The organism is Haloarcula sediminis, from assembly GCF_035656455.1.
GTDB classification, from domain to species: Archaea; Halobacteriota; Halobacteria; order Halobacteriales; family Haloarculaceae; genus Haloarcula; species Haloarcula sediminis.
The window spans coordinates 51,485-70,477 of sequence record NZ_JAYMGA010000005.1; the positions used below are offsets into that span (position 1 = coordinate 51,485).

Here is an 18,993-nt window from a genome sequence, read left to right on the forward strand (position 1 = left end):
GCGCGCGGGCGACGGGTGTGTCTACAGTAGCACACCGGCGGCGACGACCGCGACGAAGAGGAGCCCCAGACCGGTCCGCCAGAGCCCGCTGCGGGCGATGCGCCACGCCGTGCCCCGTTCGTCCGTATCGGAGACGACGAACACCGGTGTCGCCGAGCCGTCGCCGACCTGGGCGTCGACGAGACTGCTCCCCCACTCGACAGCGGGGCCGCGGGTGGCCTGCCCGTAGACGTACACCGTCTCGCCCACGTCGAGGCGGCGCTCGGTGAACCGCTGCTTGTTGCCGACGTTGACCTGCGTAATCCTGAGGTCGATGACCCCGTCCTGTGGGTCGACGGCGTCGGTGCTGGCGACGTACCGGGCCAGCCGCTCCGGCAGTTCAGTCCCCGGCGGGACGGTCACCGAGTGCGATTCGAGGTGGATATCGGCACCGGCGGGGTCGACGAGCACGCGGCCGGTGCCGTCATCGACGACGAAGTCGACGCCGCCCATCCCGGTGTCGAGCGTCTCCCAGGACTGGCTCTTGCCCGACTGGCGAAGCTCCTCGACCTCGTAGGTGTAGGCCAGACAGCGCGAACCGGTAAACGGCGCCGTGACGGTGCCGCCGTCGCCTTCGACGGCCCGCCCCTCGATTTCGACGGGACCGCGGCGGCCATGGAGGTCCCGCACCGGGAGCGGGTCCGACCGGAGAACGTGATACACCGTAGACAGGCGTCGACCGCCGGCGTAGAAGAGGTAGCAGCCGACGGCAAGGGCGCCGAGGGCGAGCAACTGCGGGAGGACCATACTGCTGTCCCGTCTGGCTGTACAAAAAGCGTTACCGGTGTGTGAGACCCCCTCCGGGACTCCGGGCGCTTTTGCCCCAGTAGCGCCAACGGCGGGTATGGCCGGGGCTTCGCCGAGTGACGTGGAGGAGTGTACACTGGAGACCGCCCGCCGCCAGCTGGGCAGCTACGCGGCGCCGGTCGACCGGACCGACCGCATCCCGCTGTCGGTGGCCGTCGGGCGCGTGCTGGCGACCGACGTGACGGCCAACGACCGTATTCCCGGCGCCGACATCGCGGTCGACGACACCGTCTTCGAGCGGGGCCACCAGCTCAGACCCGCCGACGTGGGGCTGCTCAAAGCCGCCGGCGTGAACGAGCTGCTGGTGCGCCAGCGCCCCCAGGTCGGCATCGTCCCGACCGGGGACGGGCTCGTCGAGCGCGACGCCGGCCCCGACGAGCGCGTCGAGACGGCCGGGTTCACGCTGGCCCAGTACGCCGACCGCTGGGGCGGGAAAGTCACCTATCGCAACGCGGTCGCCGACGACGCGCCCGCGCTGCGGATGGCGGTCCAGCGCGACCTGACGCGTGATATCGTCGTGCTGACCGGCACCGAACCCGGTGACACGCTCCGGGAAGTCGTCCGGAAGCTGGGCGATATCGTCGCCGACCGCGTCGCCATCGCCCCCGGCCACGAGACGGGCCTGGCCGTGGTGCAGGACCGCCCCGTTCTCCTGCTGCCGGAGTCGCCCGTCGCCGCCCGCGTGGGCGCGGTCCAGCTGTTGCGCCCGCTGTTGAAGGGCTTTGGCGACGCCCCGCTGTCGCCCCACCCGAGCCGACAGGCGACGCTGACCGAGCCACTGGACACCGACGACTCGGTGCGGTCGTTCGTCCCGGTCGCAGTCGAGGGGGAGACCGCGACGCCGCTGTCGGGGACGGACCTGGCGACGGCGACGCGGGCCGACGGCTGGGTGACGGTGCCGGCGGACACGCTGGCCCCCGCCGGCGGAGACACCGTCGGCGTCGTGGACTGGGACTATCTGCCATAAGCAGTCACCGACCCGTTCGGGGACCAGTGAGTGCCCAATAGCCGATCGGTCAGTACAGCGGAACGACTGCACGCCAACGACAGGTGGGAAAATTATGACCCTGCTCGTCACGTCAGTGGAACGCTACTCCGTATTGTCCGGGAGCGTCCCGCTGTAACCGTACACCCGGTTGCGGGTGGCGACGTACATCACACCGCGGCCATACAGCATGTCCACGAGTCTCGATTCGCCGAGCGATTCGGGCAGCGGGACCGCGTTCGCGCCCGGCACCGACCGCTCGCCGTCGGCGAGCCCTTCGAGGAACGTGCTGACGTAGAACGCCGATTCGTCGACGCCGTATACGCGGCGGGGACCGAGCGGGGAGCCGGCGTATCCGCCGCGGATGCCGTCGGTTTCGACATCGTCGCCGGTGTCGGCTTCGACGATGTTCGTGCCGCCGGCCCACATCACGTAGCCGTTCCGAACGGTCATCCCTGGTAGCTGTGCCAACCTGATGCCCACGGGGGTAGCGGTCGACTGCGATGCGACCGTGGTCCACTGGTGCTCGCCGGTCTCGGCGTCGTATGCGTGGAACTCGTACCGGTACTCGCTCGCCTCGTCACCCGAGAACGTGCTGACGTACACCCGTCCGTTCGCGACCGCACCAGTCTCGCGGGTGCCGTCTCCCGGCGTCCGCTGCCAGTCGGGCGTCGTGGTCGATCCGTCCCGCGGAAACTTCGACAGCGGTCCCTCGCCGCCGAAGGTGAACACCGCGTTTTCCCCGACAGCCGGGTACGCTCCGGTCATCGTGCGACGGGTCTCGCCCGAGTCGGCGTCAAGTTCCGCGACCCCGTCGGGCGTGGTGACATAGAGGCTGTCATCGGCCGGGACCATGTTCGTTCCCTCGACCCGCTGCTTCGCCACGCCGAACTCCCGTTGCCACTGCTCGGTTTGGTCCTTCGATCTGGCCGTAAGCGTCATCAGTTCCTCGCTCTCGGCGCTGAGCGTGTATTCGGTGTCACCGAGGACGGCGACCTCGCCCGGCGGTGTCGTCGGCAGGTGAAACGCCGTCTCGCCTGACCAGCGGTCAAGCGCCGCTATCGACCAGATCTGTCCGTCCGACCGCCGCCACTTGATACAGAGATAGAGCCGCTCGTCGGTAATCGCCCTGATGGAGACGTTCAACAGCTCCTCGATGTCGGGCACCCGGTCCGGTTCGCCGAAGTCGAATTCGGCGACCAGCGTCGGCTCGGTCCCGATGCCGCCGCTGGGCATCCGTGGCCCGGTCCGGCCGGGCGTACCGAGGTGGTACGGCGTGTCCCGATACTGTAGTTCAGCCGTCCCGACCTGTTCGCCGTTCACGGTGGCCTCGTACCTCCCGTCGGCGTTGACGACGCGGTCGGCGATCAAAGAGCGTGTCTCCCCCGGCGGAACCCGTACCGGCGGACCGCTCTCCGGGTCGGACCTGGATGTCACCGAGGCCCGTTCGCCATCCACGGCGACCAGCGGCGCGGCGAACACTACCTCGTCGTGGGGGTTTTCGACGCCGATCCGAACCCGAACAATGCCCTCCGAAGCCGATTCTCGCTCGGCTGCGATAGCGCGGACCTCTGACGTATGCTCGCCGGATAGCCCGTCGGCGACGGTGATGTCTTCGGAGACACCGTTGACCGCAACGGTGAGCGAGCCGGCCGTCCGGAAGACGTAGTCGTGCGTCCAGGTCCGGCTCCCCCCAGCGTCGACTGTGACCGTCTCGGTGACGAGTTCCGTCCCGTCGACCGTTAGCGTCAACGGTTCGGTCGCCGTCGACGAGGTCGAGTTTTCGACCGTGGCGCGGATTGTCGTCGGGGAGCCGACAGCCAGTCGATCGCCGGATTCCCGGGCCGGTTCGACCTCGACCGAAGTGACTTCAACGGCCGAGCTGCCCGCCCCTATCAGTTGCTCGCAGCCGGCCAGTGCGCCCGCTATCGCGGTCGACGACAACAGGGCAGACCGTCGAGTAAGTCGCTGCATACCAGCTAGTGGGCAGCTCAACAAAATATAGGTTGATATATCAACTAGTTATTGTAAAGCAGCGCCGTTCACCTCTCAGTCGATATCAGCCACTCGGAGGGATGTCTGCTTGGAACGCTCTTCGGCATACTGGCGCAGCTAGTGACGAGCTACTGTTTCGCGAAGGGGTAGCCGAACTCGTCGTCACGCCGGCTATAAGCGATGCCACCAATCACGCCCGGTGACGAACGCCTTCTCTGCGTCCTGAAGCTGTGTGGGTGACTATCGGCAGGTAGCAAGACAGTGGCCTACCCTATAGCTCACGCAGCGACGTGACCCGGCGGTCGCCCCACACGCAGCGGTCCGCGCTGATCGGCAGGCCGCGTTCGACGTGGATGCCGTCCAAACCCGCGTTCCGGGCCGCGCCGATGTCGCCGGGGTTGTCCCCGGCCAGCACGCCGGCGTGGCCGTTGTGGCCCACGCCGAGGTCGGCCATCGCCCGGCGGACCGGCGCGGGGTCGGGTTTCCACCCGATGTCGTCGTCACAGCAGACGACGGTGTCGAACCAGTCGCCGATGTCCAGCCGGTCGAGTATCGGCTCGGTGAGGTACTCCTGGCAGTGGGTGACCAGCCCGACGGGTTCGGTCCGCTCGCCGAGGAACGTCTCGACGTCGTCGTACAGATAGGTCGCCTCGGCCCGCGCGAGGAGGTCTTCCTCCTCGTGGAAGATATCCCAGAACAGCGCCGGGTCGACGCCGCGCTTTGCGAGCAGGTCGCGCCTGGCCTCGCCCTGGCCGTACCACAGCAGGGCCGCCTCCCGCTCGCTGAACCCCTTGCCGAGCCGGGCGCCGACCCGCTCCATCACCTCGACCGGGTACGCCGGGTCGACATCGACCAGCGTCCCGTCGAGGTCGAACAGCCAGAAATCGTAGTCACGAGCCACTGGAGAATCTAGGGCAGTTGCGAATAAAGCCTTTCTGCCCGCCGGGTCACCGGACGTGGATGGAACTGCCCAGGTACTTCTTCAGGACTTCGCTGACGCTGTCGGCGTTGAACGCGTCGAGGTCCTCGGCGATGGCCGCCTTCAGGTCGTCGAGATACGCGTCGCTCGTCCGCAACTCGCTGAAGGAGACGGACTCGACCGGCATACCCAGGGCATCTTCGGCCAGCCGCCGCCCGTGGGCCGCGTCGCCGATTTCTCCCCGCCAGAGCGTGTCCCGGAAGAACAGCCACCCCGCCTCACCCGGCGGGTCGGCCGCTCGCGAGAGGACGGTCTCGAACGTGTCGGGTTCGGCCCGATATCCCGAGTCGGGGTCGAGCCGAACAGTCACGCGAAAGAGGTAGCTGGCCGCCGGGTCGTCGCTTCCGGTCACGCTACTCGTAGAGGTCGTTCAGCCGCTCGGCCATGTCGATGTCGTTGTCGGTGATGCCGCCGGCGTCGTGGGTCGTCAGCCGCACCGCACACTCACCCCACCGCACCGTCATCTCGGGGTGGTGCCAGGCGGCCTCTGCGACGCCGGCCGCGGCGGCCAGAAATCCCGAGGCGCCCAGATAGTCGTCGAAGTCGTAGACGCGAACTATCTCGTCGCCCTCGCGGTCCCAGCCGTCGGGGAGCCGGTCGCTGATCTCGTCGTCGGAAAGCAGGTCTGCCATATCGGAGCGTCGCTTGCCAGCCCCAAAGTGGTTTGGCCGCTAGGAGTTGTCGTGTCTGGGGAGGGGACTCGGACTGTGGACAGCCAGAAAGCCCCGGCACGCTAACCTCGGGGGACTCGCTGCGCGCTTCGGTCACTTCGTTCCCTGTAGTGCTTTCGTCGTCCGCCGTCGGTTAGCGTGCCGCCCCTTTCAGTCCACCCGTAGCAGGTTGGTCAGCCGGCATGGGTGGGGCTGAAAGGGGCCGCCGTCTGGACGAACCCCGACGAAGCAAGGACCACAGCGAACAGAGTGAGCGAGGACCACAGCGAGTCGCGGGAGTCCAGACAGCGGGGGCTTTCTGGCTGTTAGCGGTCTCGCGAACGGTGGTTACAGGGGCTTTCTGGCTGTTAGCGGTCTCGCGAACGGTGGTTACAGGGGCTTTCTGGCTGTGCAGAAGATAGCAGCGTCAAGCAAAACAGACACGAACCGCTGCTAGTCGTCGGCCAGCTGTTCGAGCACCGCCGGGGGGATGTCGTCGCGCATCCCGTCCGGGATGTCCTCGATGGTCATACCCTCGGTTATCTCGGGGGCGTCGGGGCCGAAGTCGGGGTCGAACAGTTCGAGCGCGGTGTGGATGGTCTCCCAGTCGTCCTCCTCGGCGGCGTCGCGCAGGCTCTTGGTCGGGGCGGCAAGCAGCTGGGAGACGATGGAGTCGGCCATCGCTTCGAGCACCTCGCGCTGGTCCTCGTCGAAGTCGGCCCGGGCCGTCGCGGTGTTGAGCTCCGCGGCCTTCACCCGCTCTGCGCTCTCGTACATGGCCGAGATGACGCGGTCGGCCCGCTTTCGCTTGTACTGGGTCAACAGGTGGTCGAACTCCTCGTCGACCAGCTGTTCGACCGCCTCGGCGGCCCGCTGGCGCTGCTGTCTGGTCTCCTCGGTCACCGACTCCAGCGCGTCGAGGTCATACACCGACACGCTCGGGAGCCGGTCGGCCCCCGCGGGCACGTCGCGTGGCTGGGCGATATCGACGACGGCCGTCTCGCCCGCGTCGGCGAAGGTGCCGACGTCGAACACCTGGTCGTTGCTGCCGGTCGCCGAGACGACGATGCGGGCCTCGCCGACGGCGGCCTCGATCGCGTCGAGCGCCACCGCGCTGGCCTCTGCGTCGACGGTCTCGGCGACGTGTTCGGCGTGGGGCACGGTCCTGTTGGCGACGATGAGCCGGTCGACGTGTTCGGAGAGGGCTTTCGCGGCCAGCTGGCCCATCTCCCCGGCGCCCACGACGAGGGCCGTCTCGCCGTCGAGCGAGTGCTCGCGGTCGACCAGCCGGACCGCGGCCGAGGCCAGCGAGACCACGCCCTCGTTGATGGCCGTCTCGGTGCGGGCGCGCTCGCCGACGTGGATGGCCTTCGTGATACCGTCTTCGAGCAACTGCCCGATGCCGCCGACGCCGCGGGAATCCTCGTAGGCGTCGCGGATCTGGCCGAGAATCTGGTCTTCGCCCAGCACGATGGATTCGAGGCCGGCCGCCACGCGCATGAGGTGGCGCAGGCTCGCCTCGTGGCCCATCTCGACGACGACCTCGTCGGTGACCGCTCTGGTAAAGAGGTCGAGCGCCTCTAACCCCGTCTCGTGGTCCGTCGCGACGACGTACCCCTCGGTCCGGTTGCAGGTCTGGAGGGCAAAGGCCTCGGAGACGCCGGGCTCGGTGAGCAGCGACTCGACGGCGTGGCGAGCGCTGTCCGCGGCGGCCGTCTCCAGCTGGTCCACGCTAGCGCGCTCGTGGGTCACGCGCACGCCGACGATGACACCTGTCTGCTCTCTCACGACGTATCACCCATTTGGTATCCAATCACGTCTGCTGCTACTTGTCTGGCATTGGACCTGCCACTATCTAAAGCCTTCCAAACTTCCCGGGATCTGACAACGGTCCTGACCGCGTCACGGCGTTCGGTCGCCGTCATGTCAGCGGATTTCAGCTCCTCGCGGAGCTCGCCGGTCAGTTCGGCCATCCGGCCCGCGCCGGCGAACTGTTCCTCGAAGGACTCCCGCAGGTGTTTCGACAGCGCCGGCGAGTGGCCGCCGGTGGCGACGGCCATTACGACTGGGTCCTCTCGGACCGTCGCGGGGACGACGACGTTGCCGGCGTCCTGCCCGCCGTGGTCGTCGGCGCGGTTGACCAGCGCGCCCGCCTCGCGGGCGGCGGCCTCGGCGGCCGCGTTCAGCCCGGCGTCGTCCGTGGCGGCGACGACCAGCGCCGGGTCGGTCCGTGCAATCCACGCCCGAACGCCGTCGGCATCGGGCGCCTCCCGGACCAGTTCCGCCCCGCAAAAGTCCCGGTCGCCGAAGTCGGGGCTGACGACGACAACGTCGGCCTCGGCGTCAAAGCGGCGGGCCTTGCGTGCGCCCACGGGACCGCCCCCGAACACCAGGACCGTCTCGCCCGTGAAATCGTGGAGGAGTGGTATCATCAGTCCCCGGCGGACTCCGCGTTCGCCTGTGCGCGCTCGTCCAGTCTGATACCCGTCTTCTTGAGAATGCGCGTCGAGAACAGCGTGTCCCAGTCCTCGTCTTCGACGTCCCAGTACTCGGTCATCCGGTCGTGGACCTGCTGGATGCGCCGCTCGCTCTCGTCCTCGCTGCGGCCGTGTGTCATCGCGAAGAAGTTGTACGGCCAGACTCCCTCGTGGCGCGGTCGCTCGTAGCAGTGTGTGACGAAATCGAACTCGGCGACGGCCTGTCCGACCTCGTCGATGACCTCGTCGGGCACGTCCCAGACGGTCATCCCGTTCTCGGAGTAGCCAAGCGCGTAGTGGTTCGGGATGGCGCCGACGCGCCGTACCTTCCCCTCCTGGTTGAACCGCTTGATGGTCTCGACGACCCACGCCGTGTCGGCGCCGATGGCGTCGGCCACGTCGGCATAGGGCGTCTCGGTGATGGGGAGTCCGCCCTGGATTTCCAGCACGAGGTCGAGTTCCTCGGGCGTCAGGGAGCGGCGGTCGGTCGGCTCGACCTCGGGGCCGGCGTCACTGCAGTCGACGGTCTGGGTCTGGGGTCCCTCGACGGGGAACTTCGCGCCGACGTGGAACTCCTGCTGTTTGGGGAGGTTGTAGGTCGGCTCGCCCGTCTCGGCCTCTATCTCGGCCAGCACGTCATCGACGCGGCTCTCCTCGACCACGCTGAGGACGAACCACATGTTGAGATAGGGGTGTTCGCGCTCGTAGTTGTGTGCGACCTCGGGATGAGCGTTGACCAGCTCGGCGTGGTCCTCGTAGCTGTCCTCGGGGGCGTGAGTCGCCACCAGCGTCGCCGTCCCACCGATCTCCTGGGCGTTTATGAGCGCGCCGAAGCGGCTGAGCACCCCGCGGTCGTCGAGGTCCTGGACGCGGTCGAGCAACTCGGCCGCTGAGATGTCTATGCCGTGGTCGGAAAGGGCCGCGGCCGCCGGCTCGAAGGGCCGGGAAACGACCGGGAAGCCCCCTTGAAACGCGTTGCAGATCGCGCTGTCCACCCGTCCGAGCTCGTTGGTCATAGCTGACGGTCAGTACTCGGCGGATAAAAACGGCGCGGGAGCGAGCCAGCGGCGTGACCGGTCGGACTGTCGGCCCAACGGCGTTCGCCACCCCGGAGTCGCTACGTCGCTCAATCGGCAGTCTCAGTCGTCACACTGCGGGGCCACACCGTCAGCGATTGCCGACACGTCGTCGAGTAGCCGACCCGCGCGGTCCCCCTCCGCCCGCTCTACTGTCCCTGCCCCCGAGTGGTACGTGAGCAGCCCGCCCGCAGCGAGTTTCGGGAGGTGGACGTGGTGAAGCGCTATCCGTGCCTCCTCCTCCTCGGTCTGTCTGGGGCCGGCGTACATCGGCGCACAGGTCGACTCCGCGACCGCAGTCGCGAGCGTCTCGACACTGACGACCTCGGATTCACGCTCCAGATATCGCAGCACGTGTCGACGGTGCGAGTGTCCCAGCAGGTCGAATATTCTGGTCAGCTCCGGGTCGGTCATTGTTGCCATACACTACCACGTGCCTGAGCGGACTTAATGTCTTCTTTTCGGTAATTCTATCTATTTGATAAAACAGTGCCCAGCCGGGATTCAGTTGACTTTCCCAACCGATATTACGCCGATACGGAAACGCCCCCGCCATACATATTGACTATCCAACTATTCGTCGCCTACCGGTGTCACTCCTCGTCAGGGGCCGTCTCCGAGAGGGTATCCGGCTCACCGATGATGTCCTGATGGAAGTGGTTCCACGGCTGTATCCGCTCCTCGGCCAGGATGTTGCTGCTTACTATACGTAAGCCCAGACCGTCGAGTTGTTCCGTGCTCTGTTTGACTTCGGAAGTCGTTTCCGCGACGACTTCGACGTGGAGATTCTCCTCGCCGGACAGCATCTCCCGGACGTTGACGACGCCACGCACTTCGAGGGCGCTCTCCGCCATCTCCGACCGGTCCGAGAGGTCGGTCGAACAGATGAACAGCACGCGCATCGGGTAGCCCGCCTGTTCGTAGTTTATCTCCGGATTGTAGCCGACGATGATACCCTCGTCTTCCAGCTTCTCGATGCGGTTGTGGACTGTCGTCCCGGTGACGTCCGTCTCCGCGGCGATATCCGTATCACTGGCACCGCGCGCGTCGAGCTGTAGCAGGTGGAGAATCCGTCGGTCGAGATTGTCGAGTGGGTGGTCCGTCATGACTGCCCTTCGCCCTCCATTCAATTGAATTACACGACAGCCGAGTGTCCGGCACCGCGAGCGAACGAGTCTAACTGAGACGGCCCAAGCACCGGCAAAGCGAGAGACCGTCGTGATACCGACGACGACGTCGAAATGACCGGACGTATACGTATAGGGAAGTTGATGTATGTAGTGGATATTGAAACGTCGATAGCGAGAAAGGTCGCCAGCCGGGAGGGGACGAGTCCGACGGCGCTCAGGCCGCTGTACGAGGTCATCGACACGGACGCCCTCCGGAGAGTCATGGACTCGACAGGGGACGTCCGCGTCGAGTTTACGTACAGCGGCTACGCCGTCGCTGTCACCGGGGACGGGAGCATCCACCTCGACGCGAGCGGCGACGCCGGAGGACCGTAACCGCCGTTCGCGGCCCGGTCCGTGACGGGCCCGGCCGCGATGGGGTCGCCGGCCCGCTACTCGCCCCGGACGCCCGTGACCGCGAATCCCTCGGCCTCGATAGCGTCGAGAATCGCCTCGTGGTCGGCGCTCGCCTCGTAGTAGAACACGAGGTCAAAGGAGCCATCGCGGAGGAGCTGCTGGCACTCCCAGACGAACTCCTCGCCGTCGAGCGTGAGCCCCTGGTGTTGGTTTGAGGCGAACTCCGGGTCGTCGCTGCCCGAGTAGACGAACGTGTCGGTGGGGTCCATCCCGTACCCCTCCGCGATGCGTTCGCCGACGTCGATGGTCGCCTGCATCATCTCTATCTCCTCGCTGTTGTCGTACTCGGTGTGGACCACAACGCCGTTGAGCTGTATCTCACCGGGCTCTAGGAGTTGCTTGGTCCGCCGATAGAGGTCGTCGTCGAGTGCCTCGCCGTCGCTCATACCTGTGGCTGGGCCGGGAACGTCCTAAGGCGCTTCGGATTGCCGGGCGGTATGGTGGACCGCACCCGGTACGTTACAGCCGTGTGACGTTCTCCGCTCGCGGTCCCTTGTCGGCCTCGACGATGTCGAACTCGACTTCCTGGCCCTCTTCGAGGTCCGGACCGCCCACGTCCTCCATGTGGAAGAAGACGTCCTCGTCGGCGTCCTCCGTGTCGATGAAGCCGTAGCCGCCGGTGTCGTTGAAGAAATCGACAGTGCCTGTCGCCATCGTTATAGCCTCGTGAGGTTCTTCGCGCGTGGCCCTTTGTCGGCCTGTTCGATTTCGAACTCGACTTCCTGGCCCTCCTCGAGGTCAGGGCCGTCGATGTCCTCCATGTGGAAGAAGACGTCCTCCTCGGAGTCCTCCGTGTCGATGAATCCGTACCCGCCTGTGTCGTTGAAGAAGTCTACCGTACCGGTCGCCATTGCGGACGACAGTTCTCGCCCGTACCTAATAAATCTATGTAGGCGGTTCACACGGCGGCCGCCGAGCCACAAACCCCTTATCGGCTCGTTGATATGCTACGGGTGATGCGAGAGCGGCTAGAGCGGTTGGGCTACGGGGTATACGAACGGGTGCTACAGCGGGAGCTGTCTGGAACGCCCAGCCACGTCGCGGTCATCCAGGACGGGAACCGACGCTACGCTCGCAAGCAGGGCGTCGAGACGACACAGGGCCACAGTGAGGGCGCCGAGACCACTGAGGCCCTGTTGCACTGGTGTGACGACCTCGGCATCGACGAGGTGACGCTGTATGCCTTCTCGACCGAGAACTTCGACCGGCCCGAGGAACAGCGCGAGTACATCTTCGATCTGGTCGAGGAGAAACTGCGGAGCTTCGCCGACGCCGACCGCGTCCACGAGGCCGAGGTCTGCATCCGGGCTATCGGCGAAACGGACATGCTCCCCGAGCGCGTCCGCGAAGCCATCGACTACGCCGAGGCCCGGACCCGCGGGTACGACCGCCTCAATCTCAACGTCGCGCTGGCCTACGGCGGCCGCGCCGAGCTACTGGGCGCGGCCCGCGACATCGCCGAAGCCGTCGAAGCCGGTGAACTCACCCCCGAGGACATCGACGCCGACACCGTCGAGCGCTGTCTCTACGAGGGCCCCACCCGCGACGTGGACCTCATCGTCCGGACCGGCGGGGACGAGCGCACCTCCAACTTCCTCCCGTGGCACGCCAACGGCAACGAGGCCGCGACCTTCTTCTGTACGCCCTACTGGCCGGAGTTCCGGAAGATAGATTTCCTCCGCGCCATCCGCACCTACCAGAACCGGGAGGCCTCCTGGCGTACCACGCGGGCCCGCCGCGCGATGGCGCTCGTCCAGGCCGTCGAGGACGCCGACCTCTCTCAGGCCCGCCAGGTGCTCGGCCGCTTTCGCGACGCGCTGCCGAGCAAGGAACGGGCGGCCGTCGAGGACGACATCGAGCCCGCGGCTGACTGACACGGACACACGACAGCGCGCTGTCGGCCGACCTACTTGCCGAACCGGCGTTGCCGTTCCTGATAATCCCGCAGCGCCCGCAGGTAGTCGCGCTTGCGGAAGTTCTGCCAGTTGACGTCGGTGAAGTACAGCTCCGAGTACACCGACTGCCAGATCATGAAATCCGAGAGCCGCTCGGCGCCGGTCTTGATGACCAGGTCCGGCGCGGTCGGGAACACGAGGTGCTCCTCGACGGCCGCCTCGTCTATGTCCCCCGGCGCAAGCTCACCGTCGTCGACGCGCTCGGCGAGTTTGCGGACCGCCGTCGCGAACTCGGACTGGCCGCCCAGCCCGATGGATATCTGGATGGGAGCGTCGGCCGCTCGCTGGTCCCCGGGCCCGCGGACGGCGACGGCGGCGGGCGCGCGGAGGTCCGACAGCTCCCGCCGGAGCGTCGGCACCACCTCCTCGTCGAGGACGCTGACGTAGACGACGACCGTCTCGGCGCCGTACCGGACCGCCCACTCGAAGAACCGCTCCAGGGTGGTGTAGGCCCCCTCGGACAACAGGTCCCGCTCGGTGATGACCAGGGCGACCGTCTCCGGGAGGTCGGCGTCGCTCCGGCGGAGTCGGAACCCGAGGTACCGGTCGTACAGACCCACGCGGTCGTGTACACCGACACCGCGCCTAAAACTCACGATCCTGGGAAGGTATCGGGTGAAGCCGAAAGGGGAGTGCAGTGCGAACAGCGGACAGTGCAGAACGAAAGGGGTTCCTGGCCCGGACAGTTCGGAAAGAGTAAGTGGCTCTCGGGGATACCGGCGGGACGTGACATCGACAGTCCGTCGGGCAGGCGCGTTCGCCGCGGTCGGGACGCTGGCCTTTGTCGTCCCGGTCGCCGCCGGCCTCGCCTCGCCCGCCGTCGCGACTGTCGCGGCGACCGCGCCCTTCCTCGCGGTCGCCTTCTTCGCCATGTTCGCCATCGGCCCCGACACGCCGATGTTCGACGTCTTCGCCCGGCCCGGCGACTACGAGGACGGGCGGCTCTACGGGCTGGCCGCGTTCGCGCTGGCCGCCGCGAGTCTGGCCTTCCTGGCGATACAGTTCGACCTGCCCGTCTGGGTCTGTGTCGCCACGATCATCACCGTCGCCTACGGCAACTTCGGCCAGCGCCTCGCCCACAGGCTCCACAGCGACGAGGTGGTGGCCACGGCCGGCTTCGTCGTCGCCGGCTTCGCCTGTGGCACCGCCGCCGCCGTCATCGCCGCGCGAACGGGGGCCGGAAGCGTCGCGCCCGCGACCGCCCTGTTTCTGGCCGGCACCGGCGCCCTGGTCGCCGCGCTCTTCCGGTCCGTCCTCTTCGAGCGCGACGACCCGCTCGTCGTGCTGTCGGTCGGCCTGCTGCTGTGGCTGCTGTTCGAACTCGACCCCGCCGCGGGGACCAGACGCGTGTTCATCGCGCTGGGCGTCTCGGCGGTGCTTGGCTACGTCGCCTACGCGCTCGATACGGCCTCGCTGCCGGGGATGCTGACCGGCGTCCTCCTCTCGCTTCTGACCATCGTCCTCGGGGGCTACGGCTGGTTTGCCATGCTCATCACCTTCTTCGGGCTGGGCGGGCTCTCGACGAAGTACCAGTACGAGGCCAAACAGGACCGCGGCATCGCCGAGGAGAACGAGGGCGCCCGGGGAAGCGGGAACGTCCTCGCGAACTCCATCGTCGCGCTGGTCGCGGTCCTCCTGTGGGCCGCCAGCCCCTCCCACATCGCGGTCGACCCGACTCTGTTCCTCTATGCGTTTGCCGGCGCCGTCGCCGCCGCCATGACCGACACCTTCTCCAGCGAGTTCGGCGGCCTCTACGACAACCCGCGGCTCATCACGACCTTCGAGCGCGTCGAGCCCGGCACCGACGGTGGCGTCACCTGGCAGGGCATCGTCGCCGGGCTCGTCGGCGCCGGCATCATCGCCGGAATCGCCGCCGCGACGCTAGAGGTCGTCGGGCCGACCGGCGCGGCGCTCATCGTCGGCTGTGGCTTCGTCGGGATGACCGTCGACAGCGTGCTGGGCGCGACGGTCGAGGGGACCGTCGTCGGTAACCAGGGGGTCAACACGCTGGCGACGCTGGCGGCCGCGCTGACCGGCGTCGCGCTCGCGCTCGCGGCCAGTCTGGTATGATACGGCCCGCCCGCCCGGCCGACGAGTCCCGCCTGCGGGCCATCCAGTCCGCGGCGCTTTCCGACCCCTGGCAGGAACTGCTGGCGGTGGCCATCGACGGCCCGCCCCACGTGCTTGTCCTCGACGAGGGCGAAGGGGCCATCGCGTACGCGCTGACGGTCCCCGACCACCCGGTCGCCTACGTCGCCGAACTGGCCGTCGCGCCCGCGATGCAGGGACAGGGCTACGGGAGCGAACTGCTCGGGGCCCTGTTCGACGACCTCCGAGAGAGGGGATTCGAGACGGTGCGACTCACCGCCCGCGCGGACGACGAGCGCGTGCGGTCGTTCTATGACCGCTTCGGGTTCAGCGTCGAAGACGAGCTGCCCGGCCATTACGACGACGGCGGGGCTGGCGTACTGCTGGTGCGGCAACTCTAGACCGTACGGACCCGGACGCTCGTGGGCTGTTTGACGTACTCGCCGTCGCCGGTCGCGACGACCACCTCGACGCCGCGCTGGGCGGCGACGTCCAGGACTTTCTGCGAGCAGGTGTCGTCGAGGACGACCGTTTGGGGCGCGGGGTCACAGTCCTCGATGAGCGAGACCGCGTCGGTGGCCGCCCCCTCCGAGAGCACTGTCAGTTCGGCATCGAGGAGGCGGACGCTGCCGCTGTCGCCCCCGACGACGGCGTCGATGTGGTCCGAGAGAGTGGTCGGGGCGTCCCCGGGCGCGTCGGTCGCTGTCGGCGAGTCGCTTTCGCTTTCGGCCGTCGACGGCTCGCTCCCGGCCGCGTCCGCCGGCGTGGTGTCCGGGCCGCTCCCGGCCGCGGTCGCCTCGCCATCGACGCCGGCGACGGCGGCGGGAGCCCCGCGCTCGCCGGCGCCTCCCTGGAGGGGTGTCGACTCCTCCTCCGGGTCGTCGGCGCCGAGTACGGCCTCGGGGCTCTCGGCCTCCGCGACGGTCTCGTAGGGGATTTTCTCCCGGAGCGCGGACATGACGGCCTCGTGTGGGAGGTCCTCGACCGAGCGGCCACGCGGCGCGACGGCCACGTAGTCAATCTCGCCGACCTGTGAGAGCTCCTCGAGGATGAGGTCCCCGCCGCGGTCACCGTCGAGGAAAGCCGTGACGGTTCGCTCGCGGGTCAGGGCCGCGACGGCCTCGGGTACGTCGGTCCCCTCGACGGCAACGGCGTTTTTGATCCCGTGTTTGAGGAGCTGGAGAACGTCCGCGCGGCCTTCGACGACGACGATGGCGTCCGAGTCCGCTACCCGCGGCCCGGCCGGCAGCCCCTCGTAGGTCGTGATGTCGTCGACGCGGGCCCGCTGGCGGACCGTCTCGACGATGTCCTCGGTCCGGACCGCGTCGGCGTCGAAGTCGGCGAGCAGCTCCGTCGCCCGCTCGACGACGGCGCGGCGCTTGGCGCTGCGGATGTCCTCGATGTCGGTGACGACGATCTCGGCGTTACAGGGGCCGACCTGTTCGATGGTCTCCAGTGCCGCCGCCAGGATGGCCGTCTCGACCTTGTCCAGGCCGCTCCCGACCGTTATCTCGCCGTAGGACGTGCCACCTTCCGAGCGCATCTCGACGTCGATGCGGCCGACCTTCTTCGAGTCCTGCAGGTTCCGGAGGTCGAGCTCGTCGCCGAGCAGCCCCTCCGTCTGTCCGAACACCGCCCCGACGACGTCGCTGCGCTCGACGACCCCGGCGGCGGTTATCTCCGCGTGTATCAGGTACTTTGCTGTCTCGTCCATTGGTTGGTTCCTGGCCCGTCGAAAACCATCCGACGGACCACTGTCACTACGTTACGTACGCGGCGGCGGCCCAAATAACCTGTCACCTGTCCGTTCGGGACCGTCGTCGTCCTACCCACGAGCGAACCGAGCGAGCTCTCGTGGTGGCTTGGGGGAACACCTCTCCCGACGCACGGGCCACCCCGACGGCGAGGCGGTCGACCGGTACAGCGACACCGAGGCGCCCAGTCACAGGCACGCCGGTGTCGCCCTGATGCGTCGTCGACACGGACGTATCGTCCGCTACGAGCAGGTCGCCGGCCGGATGCGACACGTCGTCCGCGCCGGGGGGTCGTCGAGCGTAGCGGGGTCAAGCTACAAGGGCGTCCGGGCCGACAATCAGGTATGGACGACACAAAGAACGTCGGGGGCCGGGACCGGCTCGGTCGCTTCCTGCTCGCTGCCCTGTTGAGTACCGCCGCCGTCCGCTGGCTGCGCAGCGGCAAACGCCTTCGCGGGCTGCTCGCGGGCGTCGGCGCGCTGGGCTTTGGGTTCACCGCGACCACCCGCTACTGCGGCGTCAACGACGCGCTCGACATCGACACGACCGACGACAGCGGCGAGGTCAGCATCGACTTCGACGAGTCCGACGACGAAGCGGGGGGAACGGCCACGGACGCCGACGAGACCGTCGACGCGGCGGCGACCACCGACGCGGGCGCGACACAGGCACGAGAGCACTATCTCACCTGTGCGGCCTGTGGCGAGCCCATCGTCGCCGGCCAGTCTCGCGGGCCGAACGAGGACGACGAAATCGTCCACGACGACTGCGCGTAACCGGCGCGCCGACCAGTTATCTTCTGCCGGCTCCGGGCCGGCGACGACGGTTCTATCGGGAGTCCCAACGCCGGTCACGACAGCACTGTCCGTGTGACCGCAGTCGTTGCCAGGGCCGGCAGATACTTGTGATATGGTCTCATGGGTCAAGATGGATCGACATGCAACCGTGCCACAACTGTCAGGCGGTCATCGACGAGTACATCCTGGATAAACAACTCGAACCCCTGCGGGAGCTGACAGTCGACGACTTCAACCTCTGTGTCGACTGTACCACCATCGTCGAGGATGCGTGCGTGGAGTGCGACGGTGCAGTCTACGTGCCACGGACAGAGAGCGAGACGCCGGATTACTGCCCGGCGTGTCGGGCCGAGACGCTGAAACAGACGGGCCGGGACCCGGGCTGGACGGCTGACACGGCCTCGACCTGACGGACGGCGCGTTCTGTTTTTCGAGACAGACACCCGCCAGCCGTAGCTCTGTACCGAAGGGCTCGCGGAGAAACGGGTTATCTCGGGGCGAGACCTGCTTCGGTTCGAGTAGTACCGCGCTCAAGAGCCGAGCAGCGTTGCGCTCAATGGAGTCTTTTTCACGAGGCGAGAAGAAGTGCTACGAAATGCCGCCAGCCGACTCCGATACGGAAGGAGTGGACTTTTCGCTCCGCAATGTGGTTTTAGCTCTCTTTCTCCTGCTAATTGTTAGGTTCGGAACGGGGTTGGCGAGAGGAATCGTAGAAGGCAACTATCTGACAGGGGTGTTAGGATTGACCCTGGCTTTCGTACCGATGGTCTACCTCCCGCTTGTATTCAAAAGGGCGTATTTCTGAGGATAGAGCGTGGGGTTCGCTATCGGTGTTGTGTCTACCAACGGTCGGAAGACTGGTGCTTTATATAAACACCCGCCCCTCGTCTCACGTATGCAGACCCACATCGTCCCGGTCGGGTTCGACTACGACCGGCTCATCGCGCCGCTCGTGCGCGAGCAACTCGACGTGGACCGCGTCATCTTGCTGGAGGGGGCGGTCGGCTCCGAAGCCAACGTCGAGTACTCGCGCAACCTCGCGGAGAAACTGGAGAAAGACTACGAGAACCTGCTCGGCGCCGAGACCGAGCGGGTCGTCGTCGCCGACGTCTACGACTACGACGAGGCCTTCGAGCAGGCCTTTGCCCTCATCAACGCCGAACTCGACTCGGGCAGCGAGGTGTGGGTCAACGTCTCGGCGATGCCCCGGACCGTCTCCTTTGCCTTCGCCACGGCCGCCCACTCCATCATGGTCGAGCGCGAGGGCGACCGCGACCGCATCCACACCTACTACACAGTCCCCGAGAAGTACCTGGAGACCGAACTCGCGGAGGAGCTGCGCAGGCAGGTCGACCTGCTCCAGGACATGGAGACCGACGAGCCCGGCGACGAGCGGGTCGACGAGCGGCTCTCGACGGCGCTCGACCTGCTGGACGAGTTCGACGAGCGCGGGACGACTATCGGGGCAAAGGAGATAGACGGCTCACACATCGTCGAGCTCCCCGTCGCCTCCTTCTCGAACGTCAAGCCCTTCGAGGAGGTCATCCTCTTCACGCTGGGCGAACACGGCGAGTTCGAGTCCGTCTCCGAACTCGCACAGGCGCTGGCACGGGACATGGGCGAGGAGTACACCGACTCCTTCCGCTCGAAGGTCATCTACAACGTCGACCGGTTGGGTCCCGGCGGCAAGGGGTACATCGAGCAGGAGGACCACGGGAAGTCCTACCGGACGAAGCTGTCCCGCATCGGCGAGCTGTGGGTCCGGGCCCACTCCGCGGAGGACCGCGACGCCGACCTCCCGTGAC

At 67.2% G+C, this 18,993-nt stretch carries 24 protein-coding genes; 9 read left to right on the top strand and 15 right to left on the bottom strand.

Annotated elements, in window-relative coordinates; translation table 11 throughout:
* Nucleotides 1–21 precede the first annotated feature (21 nt).
* Nucleotides 22–786: a GIDE domain-containing protein gene (locus VJ162_RS09280; RefSeq protein WP_324663827.1), complete on the bottom strand. Its 765-nt coding sequence runs from the start codon at nt 784–786 to the stop codon at nt 22–24.
* 97 nt (nt 787–883) lie between these two features.
* Here VJ162_RS09280 and VJ162_RS09285 point away from each other — a divergent pair, with 97 nt between their 5' ends.
* Nucleotides 884–1,813, top strand: a complete 930-nt coding sequence (locus VJ162_RS09285; protein WP_324663828.1) for a molybdopterin-binding protein — start codon at nt 884–886, stop codon at nt 1,811–1,813.
* Between the two features lie 123 nt (nt 1,814–1,936).
* Here the strand turns inward: VJ162_RS09285 and VJ162_RS09290 are convergent, their stop codons facing one another.
* The 9 genes from VJ162_RS09290 to VJ162_RS09330 all read right to left on the bottom strand — a co-directional run bounded on the left by VJ162_RS09290 (nt 1,937) and on the right by VJ162_RS09330 (nt 10,114).
* Nucleotides 1,937–3,805, bottom strand: a complete 1,869-nt coding sequence (locus tag VJ162_RS09290) for an outer membrane protein assembly factor BamB family protein (RefSeq protein ID WP_324663829.1) — start codon at nt 3,803–3,805, stop codon at nt 1,937–1,939.
* A 292-nt stretch (nt 3,806–4,097) separates the two neighbouring features.
* Nucleotides 4,098–4,727: an HAD family hydrolase gene (locus VJ162_RS09295; RefSeq protein ID WP_324663830.1), complete on the bottom strand. Its 630-nt coding sequence runs from the start codon at nt 4,725–4,727 to the stop codon at nt 4,098–4,100.
* Between the two features lie 46 nt (nt 4,728–4,773).
* Nucleotides 4,774–5,157, bottom strand: a complete 384-nt coding sequence (gene lwrS, locus VJ162_RS09300) for an LWR-salt protein (RefSeq protein WP_324663831.1) — start codon at nt 5,155–5,157, stop codon at nt 4,774–4,776.
* A 1-nt stretch (nt 5,158) separates the two neighbouring features.
* Nucleotides 5,159–5,437 (bottom strand): 4a-hydroxytetrahydrobiopterin dehydratase, encoded by a 279-nt coding sequence (locus VJ162_RS09305; RefSeq protein ID WP_324663832.1) that lies wholly within the window; start codon nt 5,435–5,437, stop codon nt 5,159–5,161.
* A gap of 471 nt (nt 5,438–5,908) precedes the next feature.
* Complete coding sequence (gene hemA, locus VJ162_RS09310; RefSeq protein WP_324663833.1) at nt 5,909–7,243, bottom strand: glutamyl-tRNA reductase; 1,335 nt, start codon at nt 7,241–7,243, stop codon at nt 5,909–5,911.
* On the bottom strand, nt 7,240–7,887 hold the full coding sequence (locus VJ162_RS09315) for a precorrin-2 dehydrogenase/sirohydrochlorin ferrochelatase family protein (RefSeq protein ID WP_324663834.1): 648 nt from the start codon (nt 7,885–7,887) through the stop codon (nt 7,240–7,242). Before VJ162_RS09315 ends, hemA begins: the two co-directional genes overlap by 4 nt.
* Nucleotides 7,887–8,948: a siroheme decarboxylase subunit beta gene (gene ahbB, locus VJ162_RS09320; RefSeq protein WP_324663836.1), complete on the bottom strand. Its 1,062-nt coding sequence runs from the start codon at nt 8,946–8,948 to the stop codon at nt 7,887–7,889. Before ahbB ends, VJ162_RS09315 begins: the two co-directional genes overlap by 1 nt.
* A 123-nt stretch (nt 8,949–9,071) precedes the next feature.
* Nucleotides 9,072–9,431 carry a DUF7344 domain-containing protein gene (locus VJ162_RS09325; RefSeq protein ID WP_324663837.1) on the bottom strand — a complete coding sequence of 120 codons (360 nt, stop codon included), beginning with the start codon at nt 9,429–9,431 and terminating at the stop codon, nt 9,072–9,074.
* A gap of 170 nt (nt 9,432–9,601) precedes the next feature.
* Entirely contained in the window at nt 9,602–10,114 is a 513-nt protein-coding gene (locus tag VJ162_RS09330; protein ID WP_324663838.1) for an Lrp/AsnC family transcriptional regulator, read from the bottom strand.
* Between the two features lie 174 nt (nt 10,115–10,288).
* Between VJ162_RS09330 and VJ162_RS09335 the strand changes: the two genes are divergently transcribed.
* Nucleotides 10,289–10,513: a HalOD1 output domain-containing protein gene (locus VJ162_RS09335; protein WP_324663839.1), complete on the top strand. Its 225-nt coding sequence runs from the start codon at nt 10,289–10,291 to the stop codon at nt 10,511–10,513.
* A 56-nt stretch (nt 10,514–10,569) separates the two neighbouring features.
* On the opposite strand, the gene VJ162_RS09340 is transcribed toward VJ162_RS09335, so the two are convergent.
* The 3 genes from VJ162_RS09340 to VJ162_RS09350 form a co-directional block, all read right to left on the bottom strand.
* Nucleotides 10,570–10,980: a DUF5778 family protein gene (locus VJ162_RS09340; RefSeq protein ID WP_324663840.1), complete on the bottom strand. Its 411-nt coding sequence runs from the start codon at nt 10,978–10,980 to the stop codon at nt 10,570–10,572.
* A 73-nt stretch (nt 10,981–11,053) separates the two neighbouring features.
* Nucleotides 11,054–11,248 carry a cold-shock protein gene (locus VJ162_RS09345; RefSeq protein ID WP_324663841.1) on the bottom strand — a complete coding sequence of 65 codons (195 nt, stop codon included), beginning with the start codon at nt 11,246–11,248 and terminating at the stop codon, nt 11,054–11,056.
* 2 nt (nt 11,249–11,250) lie between these two features.
* Nucleotides 11,251–11,445, bottom strand: coding sequence for a cold-shock protein (locus tag VJ162_RS09350; protein ID WP_324663842.1), 195 nt, complete (start codon nt 11,443–11,445; stop codon nt 11,251–11,253).
* A gap of 105 nt (nt 11,446–11,550) precedes the next feature.
* Here VJ162_RS09350 and uppS point away from each other — a divergent pair, with 105 nt between their 5' ends.
* Nucleotides 11,551–12,468 carry a polyprenyl diphosphate synthase gene (gene uppS, locus VJ162_RS09355; protein ID WP_324663843.1) on the top strand — a complete coding sequence of 306 codons (918 nt, stop codon included), beginning with the start codon at nt 11,551–11,553 and terminating at the stop codon, nt 12,466–12,468.
* A 32-nt stretch (nt 12,469–12,500) separates the two neighbouring features.
* Here uppS and VJ162_RS09360 read toward each other — a convergent pair whose 3' ends face one another.
* Complete coding sequence (locus VJ162_RS09360; protein ID WP_324663844.1) at nt 12,501–13,109, bottom strand: undecaprenyl diphosphate synthase family protein; 609 nt, start codon at nt 13,107–13,109, stop codon at nt 12,501–12,503.
* Nucleotides 13,110–13,275: 166 nt separating this feature from the next.
* Between VJ162_RS09360 and VJ162_RS09365 the strand changes: the two genes are divergently transcribed.
* Complete coding sequence (locus tag VJ162_RS09365; RefSeq protein ID WP_324663845.1) at nt 13,276–14,619, top strand: DUF92 domain-containing protein; 1,344 nt, start codon at nt 13,276–13,278, stop codon at nt 14,617–14,619.
* A complete protein-coding gene (locus VJ162_RS09370; protein WP_324663846.1) occupies nt 14,616–15,038 on the top strand; it encodes a GNAT family N-acetyltransferase in 423 nt (140 codons plus the stop codon). The genes VJ162_RS09365 and VJ162_RS09370 overlap by 4 nt, the downstream gene beginning before the upstream one ends.
* Here VJ162_RS09370 and dnaG read toward each other — a convergent pair.
* The gene (gene dnaG, locus VJ162_RS09375) at nt 15,035–16,351 is read right to left on the bottom strand and encodes a DNA primase DnaG (RefSeq protein ID WP_324663847.1); all 1,317 of its coding nucleotides are present in this window, start codon (nt 16,349–16,351) and stop codon (nt 15,035–15,037) included. The genes VJ162_RS09370 and dnaG overlap by 4 nt on opposite strands.
* A gap of 384 nt (nt 16,352–16,735) precedes the next feature.
* Between dnaG and VJ162_RS09380 the strand changes: the two genes are divergently transcribed.
* From VJ162_RS09380 to VJ162_RS09395, 4 genes are all read left to right on the top strand, one after another.
* The gene (locus VJ162_RS09380) at nt 16,736–17,167 is read left to right on the top strand and encodes a YgaP-like transmembrane domain (protein ID WP_324663848.1); all 432 of its coding nucleotides are present in this window, start codon (nt 16,736–16,738) and stop codon (nt 17,165–17,167) included.
* 161 nt (nt 17,168–17,328) lie between these two features.
* The gene (locus VJ162_RS09385; protein WP_324663849.1) at nt 17,329–17,598 is read left to right on the top strand and encodes a DUF7571 family protein; all 270 of its coding nucleotides are present in this window, start codon (nt 17,329–17,331) and stop codon (nt 17,596–17,598) included.
* 146 nt (nt 17,599–17,744) lie between these two features.
* The gene (locus tag VJ162_RS09390) at nt 17,745–17,993 is read left to right on the top strand and encodes a hypothetical protein (RefSeq protein ID WP_324663850.1); all 249 of its coding nucleotides are present in this window, start codon (nt 17,745–17,747) and stop codon (nt 17,991–17,993) included.
* A gap of 90 nt (nt 17,994–18,083) precedes the next feature.
* The gene (locus VJ162_RS09395; RefSeq protein WP_324663851.1) at nt 18,084–18,992 is read left to right on the top strand and encodes an HFX_2341 family transcriptional regulator; all 909 of its coding nucleotides are present in this window, start codon (nt 18,084–18,086) and stop codon (nt 18,990–18,992) included.
* Nucleotide 18,993: the final 1 nt, after the last annotated feature.